Source organism: Dyadobacter sp. HNCC25DJ185, assembly GCF_056895195.1.
Genome location: NZ_JBXHAR010000005.1, coordinates 134,471 through 158,683, shown reverse-complemented (window position 1 = coordinate 158,683; position 24,213 = coordinate 134,471). Strand labels below are relative to the sequence as shown.

The 24,213-nt window shown below is 48.7% G+C and carries 16 protein-coding genes; 4 read left to right on the top strand and 12 right to left on the bottom strand.

Annotated features, from left to right (window positions below; genetic code table 11):
- Positions 1-33: 33 nt before the first annotated feature.
- From AC1XUF_RS15645 to AC1XUF_RS15630, 4 genes are all read right to left on the bottom strand, one after another.
- The gene (locus AC1XUF_RS15645; RefSeq protein WP_483342748.1) at positions 34-2,496 is read right to left on the bottom strand and encodes an ABC transporter permease; all 2,463 of its coding nucleotides are present in this window, start codon (positions 2,494-2,496) and stop codon (positions 34-36) included.
- Between the two features lie 273 nt (positions 2,497-2,769).
- Positions 2,770-3,087 (bottom strand): hypothetical protein, encoded by a 318-nt coding sequence (locus AC1XUF_RS15640; protein WP_483342747.1) that lies wholly within the window; start codon positions 3,085-3,087, stop codon positions 2,770-2,772.
- Positions 3,088-3,272: 185 nt separating this feature from the next.
- The gene (gene purL, locus AC1XUF_RS15635; protein ID WP_483342746.1) at positions 3,273-6,938 is read right to left on the bottom strand and encodes a phosphoribosylformylglycinamidine synthase; all 3,666 of its coding nucleotides are present in this window, start codon (positions 6,936-6,938) and stop codon (positions 3,273-3,275) included.
- A gap of 442 nt (positions 6,939-7,380) precedes the next feature.
- On the bottom strand, positions 7,381-7,842 hold the full coding sequence (locus AC1XUF_RS15630; RefSeq protein ID WP_483342745.1) for an IS200/IS605 family transposase: 462 nt from the start codon (positions 7,840-7,842) through the stop codon (positions 7,381-7,383).
- A 177-nt stretch (positions 7,843-8,019) separates the two neighbouring features.
- On the opposite strand from AC1XUF_RS15630, the gene AC1XUF_RS15625 reads away from it, so the two are divergent.
- Positions 8,020-8,565, top strand: a complete 546-nt coding sequence (locus AC1XUF_RS15625; RefSeq protein ID WP_483342744.1) for a DUF4468 domain-containing protein — start codon at positions 8,020-8,022, stop codon at positions 8,563-8,565.
- Here the strand turns inward: AC1XUF_RS15625 and AC1XUF_RS15620 are convergent.
- From AC1XUF_RS15620 to AC1XUF_RS15610, 3 genes are read right to left on the bottom strand one after another with little or no spacing between them, the layout of a single operon-like run.
- Positions 8,558-9,385: an SGNH/GDSL hydrolase family protein gene (locus AC1XUF_RS15620; RefSeq protein ID WP_483342743.1), complete on the bottom strand. Its 828-nt coding sequence runs from the start codon at positions 9,383-9,385 to the stop codon at positions 8,558-8,560. The genes AC1XUF_RS15625 and AC1XUF_RS15620 overlap by 8 nt on opposite strands.
- A 29-nt stretch (positions 9,386-9,414) precedes the next feature.
- Positions 9,415-10,752: a hypothetical protein gene (locus AC1XUF_RS15615; RefSeq protein WP_483342742.1), complete on the bottom strand. Its 1,338-nt coding sequence runs from the start codon at positions 10,750-10,752 to the stop codon at positions 9,415-9,417.
- A 1-nt stretch (position 10,753) separates the two neighbouring features.
- Positions 10,754-11,134 carry a hypothetical protein gene (locus AC1XUF_RS15610; RefSeq protein ID WP_483342741.1) on the bottom strand — a complete coding sequence of 127 codons (381 nt, stop codon included), beginning with the start codon at positions 11,132-11,134 and terminating at the stop codon, positions 10,754-10,756.
- Between the two features lie 326 nt (positions 11,135-11,460).
- Here AC1XUF_RS15610 and AC1XUF_RS15605 point away from each other — a divergent pair, with 326 nt between their 5' ends.
- From AC1XUF_RS15605 to AC1XUF_RS15595, 3 genes are read left to right on the top strand one after another with little or no spacing between them, the layout of a single operon-like run.
- Entirely contained in the window at positions 11,461-11,796 is a 336-nt protein-coding gene (locus AC1XUF_RS15605) for a PadR family transcriptional regulator (RefSeq protein WP_483342740.1), read from the top strand.
- Complete coding sequence (locus tag AC1XUF_RS15600; RefSeq protein WP_483342739.1) at positions 11,793-14,414, top strand: ABC transporter permease; 2,622 nt, start codon at positions 11,793-11,795, stop codon at positions 14,412-14,414. The genes AC1XUF_RS15605 and AC1XUF_RS15600 overlap by 4 nt, the downstream gene beginning before the upstream one ends.
- A gap of 56 nt (positions 14,415-14,470) precedes the next feature.
- Positions 14,471-15,118: a class I SAM-dependent methyltransferase gene (locus tag AC1XUF_RS15595; RefSeq protein WP_483342738.1), complete on the top strand. Its 648-nt coding sequence runs from the start codon at positions 14,471-14,473 to the stop codon at positions 15,116-15,118.
- Between the two features lie 117 nt (positions 15,119-15,235).
- Here AC1XUF_RS15595 and AC1XUF_RS15590 read toward each other — a convergent pair whose 3' ends face one another.
- From AC1XUF_RS15590 to AC1XUF_RS15570, 5 genes are all read right to left on the bottom strand, one after another.
- Entirely contained in the window at positions 15,236-16,687 is a 1,452-nt protein-coding gene (locus AC1XUF_RS15590; RefSeq protein WP_483342737.1) for a sulfatase family protein, read from the bottom strand.
- Positions 16,688-16,696: 9 nt separating this feature from the next.
- Positions 16,697-18,394, bottom strand: coding sequence for a RagB/SusD family nutrient uptake outer membrane protein (locus AC1XUF_RS15585; RefSeq protein ID WP_483342736.1), 1,698 nt, complete (start codon positions 18,392-18,394; stop codon positions 16,697-16,699).
- Positions 18,395-18,404: 10 nt separating this feature from the next.
- Positions 18,405-21,947: a TonB-dependent receptor gene (locus AC1XUF_RS15580; RefSeq protein WP_483342735.1), complete on the bottom strand. Its 3,543-nt coding sequence runs from the start codon at positions 21,945-21,947 to the stop codon at positions 18,405-18,407.
- Positions 21,948-22,143: 196 nt separating this feature from the next.
- A complete protein-coding gene (locus AC1XUF_RS15575) occupies positions 22,144-23,265 on the bottom strand; it encodes a FecR family protein (protein ID WP_483342734.1) in 1,122 nt (373 codons plus the stop codon).
- 76 nt (positions 23,266-23,341) lie between these two features.
- The gene (locus AC1XUF_RS15570) at positions 23,342-23,902 is read right to left on the bottom strand and encodes an RNA polymerase sigma factor (protein ID WP_483342733.1); all 561 of its coding nucleotides are present in this window, start codon (positions 23,900-23,902) and stop codon (positions 23,342-23,344) included.
- Between the last annotated feature and the right edge of the window lie 311 nt (positions 23,903-24,213).

Here is a 24,213-nt window from a genome sequence, read left to right as displayed (position 1 = left end):
CGGGCTACCTGTCATTTGTCCGATTCCGCGATTTCATTCCGAGCGCAGGCTTCTGACCGGGTTGACCAAAGCCGCCCGGATCGTTTCGTAGCTGACGACCAAAATTGTCAGCATCAGTACCAATGCAATGCTCAGTACAAAAATAAACGAGTCCAGGTTTACCCTGTAAATAAAACCCTGCAGCCAGCGGCTCATCATAAACCATCCCAAAGGCAGGGCGACCAGGCTCGCGACACCAAGCAGCGTGATAAATGGTGCGAAAAGGATCCGGAGGATCTCACTCAGCGACGCCCCCAGTACTTTCCTGATCCCTATTTCTTTTGTACGCTGTTCAGCCAGATAAGACGACAATCCAAATAAGCCCATACAGGCAATCAGGATCGATAACAGGGAAAACGATTTGAATAAGCCCGACATCCGGTTTTCGCCTTCGTACATCCGGCCGAATTCATCGCTCATAAACCAGTGCCCAAAGCCAATGCCCGGCAAGACCTGTTTCCATTTTGCCTCGACTTCGGCGATCTTTTCCTGAAATTCCCCGCGGGGCAGCTTTACATACATAATGCGATCTTCGGGATCGGGACGGGCATTGATGGCGAGGGGCGTAATAGCGTGATGAATAGACCTGAAAGGAAAGTCCCGAACGATCCCAATGACGGTCCCTTCACTTTTCTGGCCCGGCATAGCGCCCGGTCGGCTGATAGTCAGGTGCAGCCCAAGCACCTTTTCCATCGGCAGTCCCAATGCTTTCACAGCACTTTCATTGAGTAGGTAAGACATAGAATCGGCCTGATCCCCAGCCCGAAAAGTTCTTCCAGCAAGCAATTCCAGATTAAATGCCTTAGGTAGATCATAATCTCCGTTCATTCCTGCCCAACGGTGGGGTTCGTTGCTCAATTGCGGAAACGTAACGTCGTGGTCCATGGACCCGAAATAATCCTGGTTTGGCAAGTGATTGGCAAGCGTAACCACCTGTAAATCGGGATCTTCCTGGATTCGTTCTTTCAGCGACCGGTATTTCGCCAGCGATGCCATACCCGACCAGCGGACCGAAAGCAGCTGGTCGCCGCTCTTGCTGAGCGTGGATTGATGGATGAAATGCATCTGCCTCATCATGACGCCGGTTGACACAATGAGCAGGATGGTAATGGTGTATTGCAGCACGATCAGCCCTTTCCGGAGCCAGTCGGAGCTCCGGCTGGCGAACCTGACGTTTTTCAGAATGCTGATCGGCAGAAGGCCCGACAAATAAAGTGCCGGGTAACTACCCGACAGCAGGCCCACAAGGATGGTGGTTCCGACGGTAAACCCTATGAGCTTTCCCTGAACCAGATGTGCCCATGTAAAATGCTTACCCGCAATGATATTGAATAACGGCATCAGCAACATGACGAGCAAAAGTGCGATGACCAATGCAAGGAATGTGGTGAGCAAAGATTCCCCAAGAAACTGTGCTATCAACTGAATACGGCTGCTCCCCAGCGCTTTTCGCAACCCGATCTCCTTGGCACGTCGCACTGCCCTGGCGGTGGCGAGGTTCATATAATTGATACTCGCAATAATAATCACCAATATTGCTGTACAGGCGAAAATATAGAGGTATTTAATGTCCCCGATCCGACTGTTGTTATAGCTGGATCGCAGTTCGTCGCTGAAATGAACATCCTTTAAAGGCATGGTGACCGGCTCAATGAGCATGGATGGGTTCTTTGGTAAATTACGTTGTATTACCTTGTTAAGTCCCTTGGTGATCCTGGCCATATCTGCACCGGGAGTGGTGTGCAGGTACGTCAAAAACCAGCCGGACCCATTGCCCCAGTTTTCAAGCCAGTTCTGGTTATTCGAGGTCATCATCTCGCGAAGCATTCCTCTGCTGACGAGATAGTCCGGTTGAATGTGTGAATTTTCGGGATAGTCCTCCAATACGCCGGTGACGATCAATGGCATGTAGTTGTTATCGGTTGCGTAAACGTGGCTCACCTCGAGGGTTTTCCCGACTGGATTCTCTTTACCGAAAAACTGTTCAGCAATGGTAGCGCTCAGAACAATCGCATTGGGTTTGTCGAATGCGGTCTTTGGGTCGCCATACAGCATGGGGAAATAAAATACCTGCCTGAAATCAGAGGTTACCCAAAATACATTTTCGGACAGCAAAATTTTGTCCGTCAGACGATCGCGGAACGACGCCGGGTACCCCATCGAGATGACCTGTGTCCCGCCTTTCACCTCCGGAAAGCTGCTCTTCAATGCATTGAGCCATGCCCCTGCGGCGTAAGCCGTTGTGTACTCATTTCCGGTTGTTTTCCTGTGGGTACCCAGGATATAAAGGTTTTCAGAATCGGGATGAAAGCGGTCGAAACCCTGCTCGTCTATGATAAACAGGTATATCAGCGTAACGCTTGCCAGCCCAATGGCGAGCCCCATGATACTAAGCATTGAAAATCCTTTCTGGCGCCGAAAGGTACGTAGGGCAATCATGATGTAATTTTTGAACATGGCTGTTGCATAGGTTTGGGTATGTCAGCCTAAATCTACCTTTCAGGCGTGCGAAGAGCCTGTCCAATTAAAGTTCAAGTTTTTTCAAGTTGCAACTACCTCAATTTCAAAAAGTTAAAGATAACTTAAATCAACCCGGCCAGCCCGAAAATGCAAGGCACAGATGGTTGTCTCACGGAATGAGGTATCCGGGCACAGCAGGTGCGCTGCCGGGACAGGCTCCCGGCATAAGAGGACGGACCAAGGCAACAGGCTGCTCAGGTACTAAATCACCTAATTCCTGAAAAGCTTGATATGCTCTATGAATATGGAAAGATAGCGGCGGAAAACAACCAGCAACTGGTCGTGGGTACTCAGATTATAATTGACACCGGTTTTGGTCCCTACCACTTTTTCCACGAATAGATGGCCGTGCTCAAACTCAAAAAAGAGCAACTTTATCCTAAGTTTCAGGTCCGAAATCTCGTCCGACTGCTCCTGATAGCCGGGCTTCTCGCGTGTAGAACTAGATGGGATGTAATTCGCAGTAATGCGGTCAATTTCAGCTATGTATTCGTTAGCTTTTTCAATAAAAAATTCTGACGTTTTCAAAGGATTTATGGAGGTCGAGTACTTACAATATTTTTACAGGTTAAATATAATAAGTGCTCTTCATTATCAAAAATTATGTGTCCGGTGTTTAAATGCAATATTTTAGAAAGACAAGGGAGATTTAACCAAAATAAAGCCCGCTGCGATTGAATGCACAGCGGGCTGATTATTCCGGGAGCCGGTCGTTATTTATTCAATGCCTCGATCCATTTCCGGGCATTTACAAAACCTTCTATCCAGGGAGAAACTTCATCTTCCCGACCTTCGGGATAGTTGGCCCAATGCCATTGAAAGAGCGATCGCTCGATGTGCGGCATCATCACCAAATGCCTGCCGGTTTCATCACAAAGCATTGCGGCATTGAAGCCCGAGCCATTCGGGCAGGCAGGATAAGTTTCGTAGCCATATTTTGCGACGATCTGGTAACGGTCTTCGGTATAGGGAAAGGAAAAACGGCCCTCTCCGTGGGAAACCCAAACACCCAGTGTACTGCCCGCAAGTGTTGATAACATCACGGATTTGTTTGGCTGAACCGTCAGCGAGGTAAAAATACTTTCGTGTTTGCCGCTCGCGTTGTGCAGCATCTTCGGTTTTTCCTCATGCCTTTCATTGATCAGCCCGAGTTCGACAAAGAGCTGGCAGCCATTGCAAACCCCTACGGACAGCGTGTCGTCGCGTCTGAAGAAGTTTTCGAGTGCGATTTTTGCCTTTTCGTTGTATAAAAACGCACCGGCCCAACCTTTTGCCGAGCCCAGCACATCCGAATTGGAAAACCCTCCTACGGCACCGATAAACTGGATATCTTCCAATGTTTCCCGGCCGGAAATCAGGTCGGTCATGTGGACGTCTTTGACATCAAAACCGGCCAGATACATTGCATTCGCCAATTCGCGTTCGGAATTGCTGCCCTTTTCACGCAGCACCGCCGCTTTTGGACGTGGCTTAGATTCGTCGACTACTGGTTTTTTACCATCGAATTGTGCCGGAAATTTGTACCGAAGCACGTGGTGTTTGTAGTTGTCAAAACGCTCTTTTGCCAATTCTGGCTTGGTTTGCTTCCTGTCCAGCAGATAGGAAGTTTTGAACCACACATCGCGCAGATTATCAATATCAAAATCCCATTTGCCAGTCGTATCTTTTATCGTTAAGGTCGAAGCGAGATTAACGGTCCCGATTTTATGAAAAGTGACCCCATTTGCTGCAAGAACCGATTCCGCAAATTCGTCGGCCTGAAAAACAATACCGATGTTTTCTGCAAAAAGCTTTTCAATGATATCCTGGTCACCCAGCCCCGAAAGGTCAATGGAAGCCCCCAGGTCACGGTCAGCGAAACACATTTCGAGCAAAGTCGTGATCAGCCCGCCGCTGCCTATATCGTGACCAGCCTGGATTTTACCTGCCTTAATCAATTCCTGAATGGTATTAAATGCGGTTTTGAACGCGCCGGCATCTGTTATATCCGGCGTTTCGTGGCCGATTTTATTCAGGATCTGGCCAAATGAAGAGCCACCTAGCTTGTAGGTACTTCCTGACAAGTTGATATAATAGATCGAACCACCTGTTTTTCTCAGGACCGGCTCGACCACCGCAGTAATGTCGTCACAGTGCCCGGCTGCCGAAATAATGACAGTACCTGGTGCGATTACCTCAGTATCCCTGTATTTCTGCTTCATTGAAAGGGAATCCTTGCCGGTGGGAATGTTGATCCCCAGACTGATCGCGAAGTCGGAACAAGCCTTTACGGCTTTGTATAAACGCGCGTCCTCACCTTCATTCCGGCAAGCCCACATCCAGTTTGCAGAAAGCGACACACTGGTCAATCCATCTTTCAATGGGGCCCAAATAATGTTGGAAAGTGCCTCGGCGATCGCATTGCGGCTTCCGGCGGCAGCATCGATCAACGCTGAAAGCGGCGCATGGCCAATGGAAGTGGCAATGCCGTCTTTTCCCTGGAAGTCCAACGCCATCACACCTACATTGTTCAAAGGCAATTGCAAAGGTCCGGCACACTGCTGCTTGGCGACGTGGCCGCCCACGCACCGGTCTACTTTATTGGTAAGCCAGTCTTTGCTCGCGACGGCTTCCAATTGAAGCATCTGTTCGAGATATTCGTGAAGCTTTTCAATTTGATAGACAATGGGCCCGTAATTTCTTTCAATGGTCTTATCGGCCATGATTGTTTTCGGCGAGCTGCCAAACATGTCGTCCAGCTCGAGGTCCATCGGCTTGGCGCCTGTTTTCGCTGATTTGAATGTAAAGCGGTGATCTCCGGTCACCTCGCCTACCCGGTACAATGGCGCCCGTTCCCGGTCCGCAATGCGTTTCAGCGTTTCCAGGTTTTCCTTGCCGATCACCAGTCCCATTCGTTCCTGGGATTCGTTACCGATGATTTCTTTGGCCGAAAGCGTAGGATCCCCTACCGGCAATTGGTCAAGATCAATACTTCCTCCGGTTTCTTCCACTAGCTCAGAAAGGCAGTTCAAATGCCCGCCTGCGCCGTGATCGTGGATAGAGACAATCGTATTGTTGTCGCTTTCCACCATTCCACGAACGGCATTGGCTACGCGTTTCTGCATTTCAGGATTGGAACGCTGGATTGCGTTCAGTTCGATACCCGAACCAAATGCGCCGGTATCGGCGGAAGAAACAGCCGCACCGCCCATTCCGATCCGATAGTTCTCTCCACCCATTACCACGATCTGGTCACCGGTTTCAGGGGTTGATTTCTTAGCCTGGTCTGCCTTTCCATAGCCAATTCCCCCCGCTTGCATGATCACTTTGTCATAGCCCAGCTTACGGCCTTGTTCCTCATGTTCAAAGGTCAGCAGCGAACCGGCAATCAGAGGCTGGCCAAATTTGTTCCCAAAATCCGTAGCTCCGTTGGAGGCTTTGATCAGGATATCCATCGGGGTCTGGTACAGCCATTTTCTTTCCTCAACCCCTTTTTCCCAGGGACGGTCTTCTTCCAGACGCGAAAGCGCAGTCATATAAACCGCGGTTCCGGCAAGGGGCAACGAACCCTGTCCGCCTGCCAGCCTGTCGCGGATCTCACCACCGGAACCAGTAGCCGCACCGTTGAATGGCTCGACGGTCGTTGGGAAATTGTGTGTTTCTGCCTTTAAGGAAAGTACCGACTCGAAATCTTTCGTTTCATAATATGCAGGAACATCTGGCCTCTTCGGCGCAAATTGCTGTACAACCGGGCCTTTTACAAAAGCCACATTATCTTTATAGGCTGATACAATCGAATTTGGGTTGGTTTCCGAAGTTTTCCGGATCAGCTTGAATAGAGAGATAGGCTGCTCCTCCCCGTCGATCACAAATGTGCCATTGAAGATCTTGTGACGGCAATGCTCCGAGTTGACCTGTGAGAAGCCGAAAACCTCCGAATCAGTCAGTTTTCGACCCAGTTTCCGGGCGAGTTTGTTGAGATAATCAACTTCCTCATCGCTCAATGAAAGCCCTTCCTGCTTGTTATATGCAGCAATATCTTCAACTTCCCGGATCGCCTCCGGTTCGATGCTGATGGTGTAAATGTCCTGGTCTAGCTGGCTGTATTTCTGAGAAAGCATCGGATCGAAGCCTGTAAAATCAGCGTCGGCCTTTTTAAATTCCTCAATGCGGACAATGTCCTGTATGTCCATATTCTGTGTGATCTCCACAGCATTGGTACTCCAGGGCGTGATCATGGCGGCACGGGGGCCAACAAAAAACTCCGTGATGGTTTGCTCATCCCGGAGTTCTGCGCCGCCAAAAAGCCAGCTTAATTTGGAGATATCGGTGTCTGTCAGCGGTCGCTCAATTTGTAACGCAAAGACAGTTTCTTGGGTTTCTGCAAAAAAGTATATCATGGTATCGTATTGTGCCGCAAAGGTAGGTTTATTTGGCTTTTTGCCCAAGCCTGAGGTGGTTTTTCTACGGAATGAATTCCGTAGTTAGGGGATTGGCCGTGCCTCTGGCACCTACGTTCTTCCAGTGCCAGAGGCACGGCCGATATCCTAACCCAGGATTTCAATCCTGGGAGCAAACAAAACCACAACTCATAAGTGCCAGAGGCACGACCGATATCCTAACCCAGGATTTCAATCCTGAGAGCAAACAAAACCACAACTCATAAGTGCCAGAGGTACGGCCGATATCCTAACCCAGGATTTCAATCCTGGGAGCAAACAAAACCACAACTCCTAAGTGCCGGAGGCACGACCGACATCCTAACCCAGGATTTCAATCCTGAGAGCAAACAAAACCACAACTCATAAGTGCCAGAGGCACGACCGATATGCTCGCCCGACCTTAAACCAAATCCTCAAACAAATGTTTCTCGTCAAACTCTACTCCATTTTTGACCAGCATTTCGATGTACTCAGCTCTGAAAGATTGTTTCTTGTGATTTATTTCCTGATTTTCGATGTACCTGAACACCCGATGAATGTCTGATTTATTGTAGGTAAAGGACCCGAACCCAATCTGCCACTCAAAGCGACGATCCAATAAGCCTGACTCGTTGACCCATTTGGAAGATTTTGCTTTGGCATTCTTCATAATATCGGATATGCATTGAGATGGCTTCATGCTAAACAAACAATGAACGTGATCTTCAACACCATTGACAATCATAGTCCTCGCCCCAGTTTCATTGATTAAATTACCGATAACCGCCAGAAGGTCCGACTTCCATTCAATATGGATCCGGGCTGCCCGGTATTTGACCGCGAAAACGGTTTGTACATAATTTTGATGATATGTATTTGCCATGTTGTTCTGGTTAATTTTTAGAGAAAACTAAAAGTTTAACCTCGCGTTAGGGCTTATACCTTTCCTGATGCCGCACTGGCTTATTATCCGGTGCAATAAGCCAGCATCATGCAATAACGGGAGCGGGGTTTTCGTAACAGATCCCCTATCTTTGCGCCCCAAACATCCACAACCATCTTGAAATACATCGTCATCTCGTTTCTGCTGCTTTTCCCTGGTTTTTATTCATTCGCCCAGGAGGGCCTGATGCCATTGGATCAGGAAAAAAACATCTACTATTCCGATTTCGGTAAGCCTGATCTGGCCAAAGCCGATGTTTATAAAAAGGTTCAGGACTGGATATCGGCTACGTTCGGCAACTATGAAAATGCTGTTTCGTTTGAAGACGCCCAAGCCGGAAAGCTGCGCGTGACGAGCTACCTTCCGCTTATTCACGCCCAATATGGCTATGTCAGGTTTGACTTGACCATCGAATGCCAGGACAATCAGTACTTTGCCAAAATCACCAACCTCGACGGCATCTCAACCTTACATAGCCCGGAAAGGCTGACCTTCAAGGAAAACGATCATGTCACCGCCAAAGAGGTGATTGCCAAAGCAGAGTCCAATAAGAAAAAGCGTGCTGAGCTGGAGACGGAACTGAAACAATTGAAGGCTGACAATGAGGGAATCAATACTGCCCTGTACAATCTGCTAGCCAGCCTGAAACGGTCGATTATTTAAGTCCCTGCCACTTTTCTATCAGCATATTGGCTATAATTTCATAGCCTTTGTCGGAAGGGTGCAGTCCGTCGTAAGTCATATTGCTCGCCTCGGCAGGATAAGGGTATTCGTCCTTTTCCGGATCGAAAGGAATATTGGTGTACTCGGGATACGTATAATGCTTGTATTCGCCGGTTTGGGGATCCCTGAGTCTTTTGAAGTTTACCATGTTATTCAGTGTCATCCCGCTGTCGTGGTACAGGTCTACCACCTGCATTTTCTCGAATTTCCCTATTTCCACGATTGCGTTGGCGAACTGCTCCAACGTCTGCTCTTTTTTGGGTTTGTAAGATCCATACGCGTTGTTTTTGACATTATTGATGTACACAAAGTCACCCCGCTGCATAGGTGTGATCAGGATGATCTGCGCTCCGGCATTCAGGCTTCTGAGTTTGTTGGTAATCACCTTGAACGCCCCATAAACAGTGCCTGTACCCGTTGCATTCTGGTAATCGGCAATCGTGCCCAGGGTCTTTCCTTGCCACCAGTCATTGGTACCCAGAAATACCGTATACACGTCGGCCTTAACCAGATCGAGAGATTCGATCTTATCCGCAATGTTCACTGCTGTCCACCCATTGTGCCCCTGGTTGATGTATGCAACATCCGGATACTTTTCCGAAATCAATGTCAGATATCCCTTCGTAACCCGGTTACCGGTTTCGTTTTGATGATCATTGAGATAGGTGATCGAATCGCCGATAGCGACCCAGGTCGTTTTGCGCGGCACAAAGGCCACGCTTATTAAAAACAGGAAGATGGGCAGCAGAAGCTTGTTCATGGGATCAGGAATTGGGCGGATAATCATCACTACAAGTCGAAACTTTGCCTAAACTCCTCATTTATGAAGGTAGCCTTGCCCCTGTTCGCACTGAATTTTAACAAAAACAGATAAAGTGAGGCCGGATAAATATGATGTAGAAGACGGTCAACCGAAGCTCCCAAATGCCAGTTGAGATCATGCGGCGTAGTAAGGTATACTACGAAATACCCTAGCAGCGTGAGGCTTATTACCATAAATGGCAAAGTTCTCACAAAAGACATCTTATTGATCAGTAACATCAGAAAAAGCAGCAATAAAATCCAGTAATCCGAAAAAGAGGTTAAAAGGAAATATTTCAGGATGAGCCAATATCGGCCAGGATCCGTCATCAAAACCAACAAATCATTGCCCCTGTCCGCATGGATAAGATCATTTGCCGGCGCTAGTTTAAGCTTGAAATGAACAAGTACCAGCAAAGGGATCAACCCTCCGGCCAAGTAACGCAGAACAAGTGCCGGTTTCCGATACTGAAAGCAAAGAAATGAAAAGGAAAAAACAAGGAAAAACAGCAGCCCTTCATTCTTGATCCAGGTAGTACTCCCCGCGATAAATCCCAATAGGAAAATCAATTTGTGGCTACCGCTGGTCTTTGTTTCCTGATATAGGATAAAGGTCAGCAGCACGAAAAAAGCAACCAACGTATCCGCATATTGCGAACCTGCGAGATGGATAAACTTCGTATCAAAGCACAAAATGACCAGGCTCAGCAATGCAGCCAATGAATGCATCGATCGCTTCAAGGCCATATAAACCGTCAGCGGGATGGCAAGAAGTACCAGGTGCGCAATCACCACAGGTACGATCGGCGTCACAAAGCCCAACCCCCGCCAGAACAACGCAACAAGCGACGGCAACATAAGGGGATAGTCGGGGTGCGTGGGTGCCAGTTTACCCGTAAACATATCCTTCCAATTGGCTGGATAAAAAAGAAATTTGGCATGCAGGTTCCAGATCGCCCAGGCATCCCAATCGCCCCATCGCGTAACATAGCTATTAAACCGGATGGTAAGTACTAAAACCGTGACTGTAAAGACCCAAATCCCAGACTTTCCGGGATTGACGAAAGAAATCAGTTGCATGTCACGTCTTTGATACAAAAGAATCGCGATATACAGTCCTGGAATCAAGCCAATACCGGCCAGTAAAAACCCGTAACCTACGTGCAACAGCAAACTTATATAGTAGGCATAACTGACCGTCGCGATCACCAGTGCAAAGGCGGCAGGGTATTTCAGCGAACTATACATTCCGCATGTTTTATCCAGAAAAAGAACGGCAGCAAAGAACAAACTCAAAATGCCAGCGATCAAAACGAATATCAGCATATCACTTTTTGATGCGCATCAATGTAAAACTCATTTGGTCGTTGCCGCCACGCAGCATACACTCGTAAGCGTGTTCGTCAAAAACGGAGGGAAACTGAGGTTCTTCGACCAGGAGAATTGTATCACTGTCACCATTTTCCACGACCACGGGAGCCATGCTGAGCGCAGATTTGAAATACAGCACACCTCTTCTTCCCGATGGAGTATTTGTCCTGAACCCGATACTGGTATGCAGCGGAACCGTCTTTTTGACGATAGCCAGCGAATAGTCAAGTTTATCCAGTTCCGTATAAGACCGGGGACTGGCCAGCCTTCGATATTTGGCCAACGTAACCCAGCACAGGGCAACAAGAACAACAACGTACAGATATGCCAGCTTCATTTTATCCTATTTTCAGTATGAGTTTACAGGTTTCTCGTGCGAATATAAATGATGCGGGGATCAAATTGCCCATACCGGAAAAGAAGGTGACGCTGTCATTTGGTCTTGGGAAACCTTTCATGTTGTTAATCGACTGCTCTCTGGCGGAACTGTGTTGACAGAGTCACCTTTTGAAAAAAGGTCCGTACGCGTTTTATCCAGAAAAAGCCTGGACGGTTTCAGCAGCTCTCGCCGTTGCCCTGAAATATTTTACATACAAAACATAAATTAATAAATCCATTTTACATACATTTGATGACAATATAAGAAAACATAAGCCTGACACTATGAAAGGGGCCAACCTGGGTGAATTTGAAGAACTGGTACTGCTCACCATTGCTTCCCTGGCGAGTGAAGCATACAGTGTAGCGATCTGTGACGAATTGGAGAAATATACAGGCCGGAGCGCCAAGCTGGGCGTCGTGCACGCTGTACTGAACCGGCTGGAAGAAAAAGGATTAGCCAAAAGCCGCCTTGGCGAGGCAACCAGCGCGCGCGGCGGAAAACGCAAGCGTTTTTATGAAGTAAGCCATACAGGCAAAGTGGCATTGATGAAGGCCAAAGAAATCCGCGAAAACATCTGGCGCAATATCCCCGGCTTTAACCTGGAAGGTTCGATATGAAACAGAAACCAGAAGCCAGGCCTCCCCGCTGGGCCACCCGCTTTTTACACTGGTACTGCCGCCCCCGTCTGTTGGAAGACCTGGAAGGCGACCTTAACGAATATTTCGACCGCAATGTCGCAAGAAAGGGAATTAAACAAGCAAGGCTGATCTATGTGCTTGATGTAATCAAGTTTATGAGGCCTTATACCATTCGAAAAATAGAATTCTTTAACCTTTTTATTCATTGGATCATGATCGGCAGCTACCTCAAAACTTCCCGGCGGAGCCTCGTCCGCAACAAATTATTTTCACTGATCAACATTGTCGGGCTGGCCGTGAGCATGTCGGTAGGATTATTGGTGATATCCATCGTTGCCGACCTGTATTCCTACGACGATTTTCATGAAAAGAAAGATCGTATGTATCGTGTGATCACCCGCACATCAAGCAACGGGCCGTCGTCGGAAATGAAGCTGGCTTCTACTTCGATACAGATTGGTGAAAAGATCAGGGAAGCTGTACCTGCCATTGAAGACGTTTCCATCATCAGGGCAGGGTTCGGCGGGGACGCCAAAGTAGGCGAAGCTACCCTTCCGATAGAAGCAACGTGGGCAGATAATTCTTTTTTTAAAATCTTTTCTTTTCCACTGGTCAGAGGTGACGTGGCGACCGCTCTCAAAGATCCCTACGCGCTGGTATTGACCGAAAAAACGGCGAAAAAACTATTTGGGGACGCCGATCCATTGGGCAGGACGGTGCAGTTTGACACCGTTAGCTACACCGTCACCGGTGTGGTCGGGGATGTTCCGAAACTATCGCACCTTAACTTCGGCGCCTTGATTTCGCTGGCTTCCCTCGACGCGGCACATACGGATCGGGATTTTCATAGCTGGGACAACATCTGGCAAAATTACGTTTACGTCACATTTCCTGAAAAGACAGACCCCGCGAAACTGCAAGCTGCTCTTGACAAGCTCAGCGATCAGGAAAACAAGTCGCTGACGGACCGGAAGGTGTGGGTTTCGCTCCAACCAATCAAAGACATTGTTTTGGGCGGTTCGCTATCCAATAACATCGGCCCGGCGATTTCGCCGACCGTGATCTGGGTACTTAGCGGACTGGCGCTGGTGATCATTTTTTCGGCTTGCTTCAATTATACCAATTTGTCGGTGGCGCGGTCAATGCGCAGGTCGCGCGAAGTAGGGATCCGCAAGATGATTGGCGCACAGAAAAGTCACGTAATGGGTCAGTTTATTTCTGAATCGGTTATCATCTCACTACTTGCGCTGCTGTTTTCCTTTGCCTTCTTCCTGGTCTTAAGAAAGCAATTCATGGGCCTCGACAAGCACGTGCCCGATCTTGTCGCACTTGACCTTTCGATTCATACCATCCTGTATTTCATCCTCCTTGCAGTAGCCACGGGGTTGGCGGCTGGTTTTCTGCCTGCGTTATTCTTTTCAAAAATCAATGCGCTGGCGGTCATGAAGGACGCAACCAACCTTAAAATCTTCAGGCGCATCGGTATTCGCAAAGCCTTGATTGTGACACAGTTTACACTATCCCTCATCTTCATTGCTGCGACTTTGGTGGGTTATCATCAATATAAGGGGTTGCTGTCTTTCGATCTCGGCTTTCATACGGACAACATTGTCAATATCAAATTACAGGGCAATAAAGGAGTTATTTTAGCGAAGGAGTTTTCGGAAATTCCCGGCGTAAAACGCATTTCAAAATCCATGATGGTGACAAGCCTTGGCAGCATGTACGGCGATAACCTTGTATACGGAACCGATTCGGCAAGTGTCTGGAACAATAAGGTAGACGAAAATTACCTCCCGCTGCACGGGCATCAGTTTTTGGCGGGCACGAACTTCCAGTTGAGGCCTGAAAGCGGGAAGGAAAGCGAAATCATTGTCAACCAGCAACTTCTGAAACGATTTAATATAGCCAGCCAAAACCCGGCGAAAGCAATCGGACAGACCGTAAAAGTGAATGGGAAAAATCTGGCGATCGTGGGGGTGGTCCGCGATTTTCACTATGGTACGTTGGAAAATAAAATAGAGCCAGTCATGTTCCTCTATGCGGCAGACCCTCCCGGAGGATATCTGAATGTTGAAATGGCTTCAAAAGACTTGACGGAAACCATGACAAGCATTAAAAGCGCCTGGCAGAAAGTTGATAAAGTTCATGAGCTCAACGCTAAATTCTACGGCGACCAGATCGAGGAAGCGTACAGTCAGTTTTCGGTCATGGTCAAAATCATTGGTTTCATCGCATTTCTTGCAATTTGCATTGCATCACTGGGATTGTTCGGAATGGTGGTGTTCACGACAGAAACCAAATTGAAGGAGATCAGCATTCGTAAAGTGCTGGGCGCCAGCGAGCCGGGGCTGATCTATTTATTATGTAAAGGTTTTCTGATCCTGCTGCTCATTTCAGCATTCATCGCGCTCCCGACGACCTATTTCTTTTTTGACAAAGTGGTACTGACCCAGTTCGCGTATCACCAGCCAATCAATCTGGTGGAAATGCTTGCGGGAGCATTTACGGTCATGCTCCTGGCATTTTTAATGATCGGCTCGCAGACCATCAAGGCAGCCAGGAACAACCCCGCGAAGGTTTTGAAAAGTGAATGAAGCTGCGCCGGTCCGGGGGGAATTTAAATCATGTATATTGCCCGAATTCCCCCTGAATGGTTCTTATTTTGACTAAGAAAAACAATTACGACGCAATTGCCGGAAATTATGATTTGATCAGCCGGCTGGTTTTTCAAAAAGCGATTGTGCGCTCGCAACAATCGCTTTTATCCTTTATAGCTGCGCCTGCAAATGTCCTGATTGCAGGCGGCGGTACAGGCTGGATCCTGGAAGAGATAGCCAAAGTTCACCCGAAAGGCCTGCTCATCACCTATCTGGATATGTCCGCCAAAATGATAGCCCTCGCCCGAAAAAGGGATTGTAAACAGAATGAGGTCGTTTTCCTGCAGATGGCCGTACAGGATTTTACGACCGCGCACCAGTTCGACATGATCCTCACACCTTTTCTGTTCGACAATTTCAACGCTGAAAACGCGCGCCTCAGCTTTCGAAGTCTGAACAAGCTATTAAAACCCGACGGTCTCTGGCTTTTTGCCGATTTCAAACTCCAGAAAGACCTTAACAGATTCTGGCAGAAACCATTGCTAAAAGTCATGTATCGCTTCTTCAAAATGGTTAGCAGCGTGGAGGCAACCGAACTGCCCGACATGGAAGCGATTTTCAAAGCCGAAAACTTCGGGCCGGTTTTCAGCAGCCGGCATTATTTTGGGTTTATCGAAGCCGTGGTTTATCGGCGTAGATAAGGTTGATACTGTGACAGCTCTGTGCCTGTTTGCCCTTAGATCCCCTAAAGGGACTTTCGTCAGGGTTGCAAAGTCTCCTTTACGGGATTTACGGGCGGAAAACGAAACGTACGAAACTTAAGGGGCAAGCACCGCCGACAAATCCAGTCCATCGTGCATTGCTTTCTGCTGCGCCGTCAGTTTGGCTTTGAGTGTTTTCAAAATCGCCGCACTCGAAGTTTGCCCGGCGATATCATGCATTTCATGAGGATCTTTCACCAAGTCAAAAAGCAGGACTTTCGATGCGGCAGGATACACAATCAATTTATATCGCTCGGTCCTGACCATTCGCTGTAAATTCATATAACAGCCGTAGATATCAGGATAATGACTTGATTTCCCTTTGTCTTTGATCAAAGGCAATAAGCTATTAAAAAAGACATGCGCAGGCTTTTCAACTCCGGCCAGTTCGTAGCTGGTAGCCATTACATCCTGTAAATAAACGTTTTGCCCCCGTTTTTCCCCTTTCGGGATACCGGGGCCGCTCACAACCAGAGGCGGGCGGATGCTGTGATCGAACATGCTTTGCTTGCCGATCAGTCCGTGATGGCCTACAGATAGGCCGTGGTCGGCCGTAAAGAAAATATAGGTGTTTTCAAGCTTTCCGCTTTTTTTCAATGCATCCAGGATTCGGCCAACCTGTTCGTCCATGTATGAAATACTTGCATAATATTCCTGGATGTTCTTTTTGACCGCATAAGGCGTTCTCGGAAAAGGCGCAAGTTGCTCGTCCCGCAGGTCGGTGCCGCACCCCATTTCTGTTTTGAACGGATACTCTTCCAGAAAGCTCACCGGCATTTTCATATCGTCCACCGGATATTTGTCTACCCAACGCTTCGGCGCCTGTCTTGGATCGTGAGGTGCGTTGAATGCCAGGTACATAAAGAATGGCGAGTCTTTTTTTGAAGCTTCGTCCAGATACCCGATGGCATCGTCGGCCAGCACTTCGCTCCAATGTTTTCCACCCTGCCAGAACCCTCCATACTCTTCTTTCCACGGTTGCCAGGTCGTATCCGTTCTGGAAAGCGGCCGGTTATACCCCTGGGGAGTCTGGTTCGGCATACCCGGACGAATATGGTTAGCATGGTCAAAAAGCTTGGCTGCATCGGTAGCGACATGCCATTTCCCCGACATATAAGTCTCGTAACCAGCCAGTTTCATCTGCTGAGGCCAGAAACCGTTCCGGGCTATCAACGGCTTGTAGTCTTTTTCCTGTTCTTTCACATCCCAGACCGACATACCGGTCAACAACATTGCGCGGCTGGCCACGCATACCGCCCCGTGCCACGCACCCATGTTGAATGCATGCGTGAACGTGGTGCCGCCCCTGACCAGTCCGTCGAGATTGGGCGTGATCACCTGGTCATTACCCAATGCGTGCACGGTATTGTACCGCTGGTCGTCTGTAAAAATGAGGATGATATTGGGCTTGGACTTAGCTGGCCTGAAAGGTTTCAGCGTGGTAGTCCCGCTGGTAACCAGCGCAACAACCCCAAAACAAGCGATTTGAATGAAAGAATTGAGCTTCATACCGGTATTTTACTGCCAGCCTGGATTTTGGACAAGATTGGGGTTGAGTCCGAGCTCGTCAAGCGGCAAAGGTTGATAATAGTTTTTGGATTCGTCGAAAGTGCGGCCGCCGGGCAATGATTTTCCATAGGGAAGTATATAACCCTGAGCATTCACAAAAATACTGCTGCCAATTACCGCCTTTGGAAATTGTTTTTGCACAAACTTCATTCCCAACACGGGCTTGTTCAGCAATTTTCCGGCTTTCCAGCGCAACAGATCTTCGAAGCGCAATGCTTCGATTGCCAGTTCGACCCGCCTTTCTCTTCTGATTTCGTCCAGTAAAACGGGCAGCTCAGGAAAGTCGGATCTGGCGTCCTTTACCAATGAAGCAATCACCATGTCCGGCATACCAGCCCTTTTTCGCAACACATTGATCGTCTTATCGATGATAGCCTGACTGGCCAGGCCGAGTTCTGCATTGGCTTCCGCGTTGATCAGCAATGCTTCCCCGAAACGGTAAGTCGGCGAGTCTAGGATACCATTCTGGATGCGCACAAATTCAGCTTGGTCAGCAACCCAGTATTTGGTGATCTGGTAACCACTCGGGACGACCCCCACCCCGCTGAAACCGGATCCCGGAATCGCGGGAAGGCCAAAACCAGCCTGAATGCCCGTGCCAGGCTGCACAATGGTTTGCGTCAGACGTGGATCCCGGTTTTTCATTTCCGCCTGGATACTATCATCGCCCAGGTACATCGGACTTTGGGAAATAGGCTTGCCGTCTATGCAGAGATAGGATTCAACCAGCGCTTTTGACGCACTGGTATTGAAGTTGTTCAGCTGGATATTCCAAGATGTGGCATTTCCGTACAAGCCCGTTTCATAGGCTTTATATAAAATAACTTCTTTGTTTGAGCTAAGGTCCAGTGAATTGAACAAAGCGGCGTAATCCGAGGCTGGCTTACCGGTATTGTAAATCTGGTAATGCCCTTCACTGATCAGCTGGTCGGTTGCGGTAACCGCTTCTTGTAAAAATTTTTCACCTCCTGTCATTCCCTGGTATTTGCGGAACGTCCCTTCAAACAGGCATATCCTGGCTTTGAGGATCAGCGCTACATCCTTATTTATCCGCCCGGGTTCGGCAGCCGCTTTTGCGGGCAGGTTCGCGATGGCTGTATTGATAGTGGCCAGCAGCGAATCCATGACGAGTACCCGGCTGTCGCGGGGCGCGTACAGCTCCGGCGAATTGGTGGTCAGGTCTTTCCAAAGCCAGGGTACATCGCCGAAACTCTTCACTTTTTCATAGTAGTCGCGTGCCTTGAAAAACCGGATCTCCCCTGCGTACTTGTCTTTCACTTCCTGGCTGATGGGTGTTTGATTGTACCGTGTCAGGAAATAGTTGCAGGTGCGGATCAGCTTCCAGTCCCAGCCGCCGCCTGAAGTAGGTACGATGTTTTTCCCGGCCGCGATCAGGTTAAAATCCAGCGGCACCATATTGTCGCTTTGGTTGTCGCCTGAGACCAGCGGGCTGAGGTTTGTTCCGGTAGAATGACCCTCAAAACTCGAATAAAGATTATTGGCATATTGTTTCAATTCATTTTCATTATGCCAGAAATTACTTTCATTCAGCGAGTCGGTAGGTACTTTGTCCAGAAAATCATCTGAACATGCCCCGGCGGCAAGGGCCAGGACGAGGATAACGAGTGTATTTTTTATAAGATGCATGGCGGATAAATTAGAGGGTTAGCTGGATACCGAATGAAACAACCCGTTGCAATGGGTAAAACATGCCCACGTCACCAGAATCACTTGCCGAACTGCCCGGATTGGTTGCATCCGGTGTGACCGGCGTTCCTGTCACTTCCGGGTCAAAGTTTCCTTTTAGTTTGGTGAACTCCCACACATTCTGGCCCGTCACGTACAGCCGCACTTGCGCTAACCTGATCTTTTCCAAGATCTTGGCGGGAATAGAATAGCCCAATGAAATGTTCTTCAGCCTGATATAGGCGGAACTCTGCAGATAGCGGGTCTGGGGCAAAATGTTGAAAGTCGACCCAGCCTTGTAAATCGGGTAATAACCATCCGGGTTTTCTGTTGACCAGGCATCGCGGTACACTTCGTTGGTCCCGACGGCGGCCGAGTTGTTGATGGCGCCCCAGAAATAACTTCCTTTGGGCACAAAGTCCCTTTTCGCAATGCCTTGAAATAATACATTGAAGTCGAAACCATTCCAGCTGACGTTGCCTGTTACTCCAAACTGGAATTTAGGAGTGGTATTGCCGATCACCTTCTGGTCGCCAGGATTGCTGACAGTATTGGCACCCCTGGTAATTTTGCCGTCCCCGTCCAGGTCTTTGTACTGGATATCCCCGGCGCCCCATTTCCCGGAATTACCGAGCTGGTCCTGGTTTGCTGCGCTGGCCGCGTCCCCGCTGTTCTGGAAAATACCGACCGTTTCAAACCCCCATATCTCGCCTATATTCTGGCCTTTATAATAACCGGTGATCAGTTTGTTCGGGTTATTGTCAAATTTACTGATCACCGCCTTGTAGCTCGACAAAACCAGCCCTACATCGTAACGGAGTTTTTCGCCGGCCTGCTCGGCCCATTTAACGCTGAATTCAAAACCCGTCGTTTTCAGTTCGGCAGCATTGCGCTGAGGTACGGCGGTGCCCAATACTGCCGGAAGCCGGTCCCCCGCTACAAGCATGCCCGAGGTTGTTCTTTTATACCAGTCGAAACCAAGGGTCAGCTTGCCGAACAAGCTGGCGTCTGCACCAAAATCCAGGGTCGACACTTTCTCCCAAGTCAGGTCGGGACTTACCAGACCGGGAGCAGAAATGCCCAATGGCAACGTTCCACCCAGGTCGTATTGCACCTGGGGCACAATGCCAAAAAGGGAAACATAAGGAAAATTGCTGCTTACCAACTGGTTGCCAAGCGTTCCGTAGGATGCCCGGAGCTTCAGTTCAGGCAGTATGCGCGAAAGCGGCTTCATGAAATTCTCCTGCGACACCCGCCAACCCGCCGAAACGGAGGGGAAATAACCAAACCGCCGTCCCGCAGGAAAACGCGATGTACCATCGTAGCGGCTGTTGAACTCGATCAGGTACTTGCCCATGAAGTCGTAGTTCAAACGGGCAAATGCGCCCCGGATCGCCCACGCGGTCTGCTGGTCGGTGGTGGTGATGGTACCGGTTGTCAGGTTCAGTACCGGCACCTGTCCGCTGATCAGGTCCTGCCGCCTGACGCTTGCACCTGTGAGATTAAACCATTCCTGGTTGTATCCCACCAAAGCGGAAATGGCATGCTTTTGGGCAAATACCTTGCTGTAGTCTGCATACAAGTTGGCCGCGAAATAGTCCGATGACGTGAAATCCCTCTGTACGAAAGACGGCGTCGTCGCGGAGATCTGAGGGATCCAGGTATCACGGATGTATTGAAAACCCACCTGATTTTCTTTCAGGTTTTGACGAACCGCGGTGTAGGAAAAATTCCCGCTTATTTTCAGTCCATCGATGATTTTAGCCTGGGCATCCACACTATATATCCCTGTCGAAGAGCTGGTTATCTTCCTGGAACCGCTTTCCAGAAAATTGACAAAATTTTCGGTAGGCATTCCTTCTCCCACAGGCGAACCGGCCGGCGTTTTGACAGGAAACAGGATCTGCGGCTCACCTCTGGTCATCTGCTCCCACCAGTCACTACCCTTATTGGGATACTTATGGGGCTCATTGTAATTCGTGGAAATGTAATTGACTTTCGCGCCTACCTTAAACCAGTCCGTCAGGTCGGAGCTCACGTTTGTTGTGAAGTTATACCTTTTGAAAACATCCGTAGCTGTCTTGAACAAGCCGTCCTGTTTCAGGTAACCCCCTGAAAAATAATAAGATGTTTTGCTGTTGCCCCCATTCACATTCACCGTGTGGGATTGGCCCGGCGACCATTTTTTAACCATCATGCCCAATACATCCGGATTGGCGTTCCAAAAGATCTTGCCGTTGGGCAGCACGTGATAGCTTGGGTTCTTGACCGGATCGGCCATGTAATCCTTCACCCATTGCACCTGCTCGTTGGTATACTTCTGGCTTCCGTTGTTATTAAACTGAGCAATATTCTGGGATTCGAGATAGTCCATGGTATTCAGCAGATCGGGCAGGTAAGTGGGCTTGTTGAAATTCATCGCGCCCGAATAGCTGATCTGCGGCTTTCTGTCCCTGGTCCCTTTTTTGGTTGTGACCAGAATAACACCAAATGCGCCCCTTGCACCATAAATAGCGGCTGAAGCTGCGTCTTTCAATACTGTAACGCTCTCGATATCGGCCGGGTTTAAAAGATTTAAGTCCATTTGAATGCCGTCCACGAGTACCAACGCGCTGCCACCGCTGAGCGAAGTATTCCCCCGGATGTTGAACGTCGGGTTTGCATTAGGATTCCCGTCAGGGTTGGTTACGTTCAGGTTCGGGATCAGGCCTTGCAAAGCCTGGCCTACTTTGGTCACGGGCCTGCTGGTCAATGCGGCGCCGCTTACCTGGGCAATGGCGCCCGTCACCGTTTCCCTGGTTTTTGTGCCATAGCCAACCACAATCACTTCCTCGAGCTGGCCTTGATCGGCATGAAGGCGAATATCCATTTCACTCTGGCTGCCTACCACGGTTTCAAAGGTTTTAAAACCCACGAAAGAAAAAATCAGCACATCATCGGGACCGTCGACAGCAAACTGAAATCTGCCGTCTGCTTCGGTAGTCGTCCCTTTAGTACTCCCTTTTAATACAATACTCACTCCTGCCAGGCCTTCCCCCCTCTCGTCGGTCACCTTTCCTCTGACAGTCCTGTCGGCCATGGCTCCAGCAGCTGGGGCCGGTGAATCGGAAACAGGCACCAGCATTCCTGTGCGATCCGGCTTTTCGGCCTTTTCTTCCCTGCTGATGATGATCAGGTCCTCCGACACCCGGTATTTCAGCTCCAATGGGACAAGTATCTCGTCCAGTACTTTGCTGAGGGGTTGATTGGTCACCGAAATACTCACTTTACGATGCGAGCGTATCAGTTTGGGACTGAAAACAAATTTGGCCTTGACTTTTCCTTCGATTTCGCCCAGGATATCCTCAACCTGCCTGTTCCGGACGGTCAGGCTGATTTTTTGATTAAGGAAAGTCTGGGCATTTCCCTCTGTTGCGTACACATGGCCGATCACGCTGGCGATCAGTAAGATTTGGAATAAGGACAGCCTCATCAACTGGGACAGCCGCCGGAAACGATAGAGTTTTCGCATCATGCAATGGTTTAATGGGTCAGAATTTTGGCAAAAAAATCCCTGTGCGTCCCTTTTTTCAAAGGAACGGGCACGGGTTGGTTTTCAACAAGATTTAAGCCGAAAGGGTGGTTCTAAGGGCTGGCTTCCTCTTGTTCAGGAGGAAGAGTAATTGGAACTGTACATAGATTCAAGGGTTTAGGAATAGTATTTTAAAAAGTCAATTCAAACAATTCTTTCCGTAAATAATCACCTGACCGTCAAGCACTTCGTACTTAGCTTCGATGGCTTCGCATATGATATCCAGCTTTTGCAGCAAGGGCTGATCGGATAAAGTCGCGGTGAAAGTACAATCGGAAAGCAGCTCGGCGTCAAATATGATATCAACCTGGTACGCCTTTTCAATGTCGGTCAGCACCTGTCCTACCGGTGCGCCCTTATACGCGAAACGGAACGCCGCTTTAGCGGAAGGAATCACTTCCGGCACATCGATCAATGTTTTGGTCATGGTACCCACTTCCTGCTCAAATAAGATCTTTTGATTAGGCGTAAGCACCACTCCTTTCGAAGTATTTTTTGCGCCCTCGCCGATCAGTACGAAATCCTGTTTTCTAAACACAGAGACCTTGCCTTCCTTCACCTCAACCGAAGTTTCCTTTGCATTCTGGAACGCCTTTACAATAAAGCTGGTCCCTAAAACACGGGTAACCAGGCTGTTGGCATATACCAGAAACGGACGTTCCACATCTTTTGAAACTTTGAAATAACCCTCGCCCGACAAATACACCTCCCGTTTGTCTTCATCAAAACGTTCGGGGAAACTAAGCCTGGATTTGGGTTTGAGCACCACTACGCTGCCATCTTCCAGTGAAATCGTCTGCTCGGAAGCGGTATCATTGAATTTCTCCGTCAGATGGGCCTTCCCCGTTTGCGCCAATTCCGATTTCCCGCTTTGGGGAGAAGCATGGTAATACAAATACAAAAATCCGCAGATCACTAAAATGGAGGCGGCGCTCAGCCATTGCAACAGCGGCCTGGCCGTTACGTATTCACTCTTAACCGACTGAAATTCATGGCCTCTATTCGCCTGATCCGCCCTGATCCGGCTGATCAGACCGGAAATTTCGGCTTCGATCTCTTCCTCACTGATATCGGAGGTGTAGTTTTCATAAACGCCTCGCAATAATGTCCGGGCAATTTCAATGTCCGCTACCTGATCAGGGTTTCTAAGCAGGTAACCATCCCAGAATTCACAGGACGCCGGGGCCTGGTAACGGACCCATTGCTGGAATTCCGCATCCAAAACAAAATCTTCTACATGATATTCCCGGTACCTGTCCATATAAATTGCCTTTCAAACATACATAGGCAGGAGGCGGAGAGTTATAATCAAAAAGGAAAGATTTTTTTTGATCTTCTCAAATATTTCCTCTCAAATCCCTGATCGAGCGGTAGATCAGATTTGCCACGGCTTGTTTCGAGATGGACATCACCTGAGCAATGGATTCATTATCAAGGTTTTCGTAGAATTTGAGATAGATTACCTCCTGCTGGCGTTTGGGAAGGTACTGGAGTTGCTGGTTTACCAGTCTGATTTTTTCTTCACTGGATTCAATTTCAATGATCTGCTGCTCTATGGACGGGTCACCGACGTTTTCGGTCATGTAATCCAAGTCCGTTTCCTCCGCGATCCAGTTTTTCCGGTTGCTTTCCCGGTATATTTTCCGGCGCAGGGATTTCAAAAGATAAAACTTCACAAAATCCGTATCTCCCAGCGTTTCACGGCGTGTCCACATTTCGAAGAACAAGTCTTGGATGCAATCCTTGACAAATTCGCGGTCGCCGGAGAAACGGGTGCCGTAAGTAAAGAGCCCTTTGTAGTATTTTCTGGCAATCTCGCCGAACGCAATTTCGTCGCCCTGCCGAAAAGCATTCCACAAAACCTGGTCATCGGAGGCGGGTGGAAGCGGATTGGACATAGATCTATTGGGCAAGTTGGTTACTCGGCCGCTAATATATGGATTCGATATGATCGGCGCCCAAAATAAAGCCGCCTAATTTTATCGGCAAAAAAATACCCGCGCGGCGAACAGGACACGACCGGGTGATACGGAAAGTCCTCAGAAGCAGCCAATTTTGCATCCCGATGGAAAAAGACCTTGCGCGCCTGCCAATTAATGGTATAGCCAACGGATACTCCAGTGTGCTGTTTTCCTCACCAATAAAGGCTGCAATGAATGCGCCGTTCCTTAAATGATCGAGGGGGAAATTCCGGCCAGATATGTCGCAG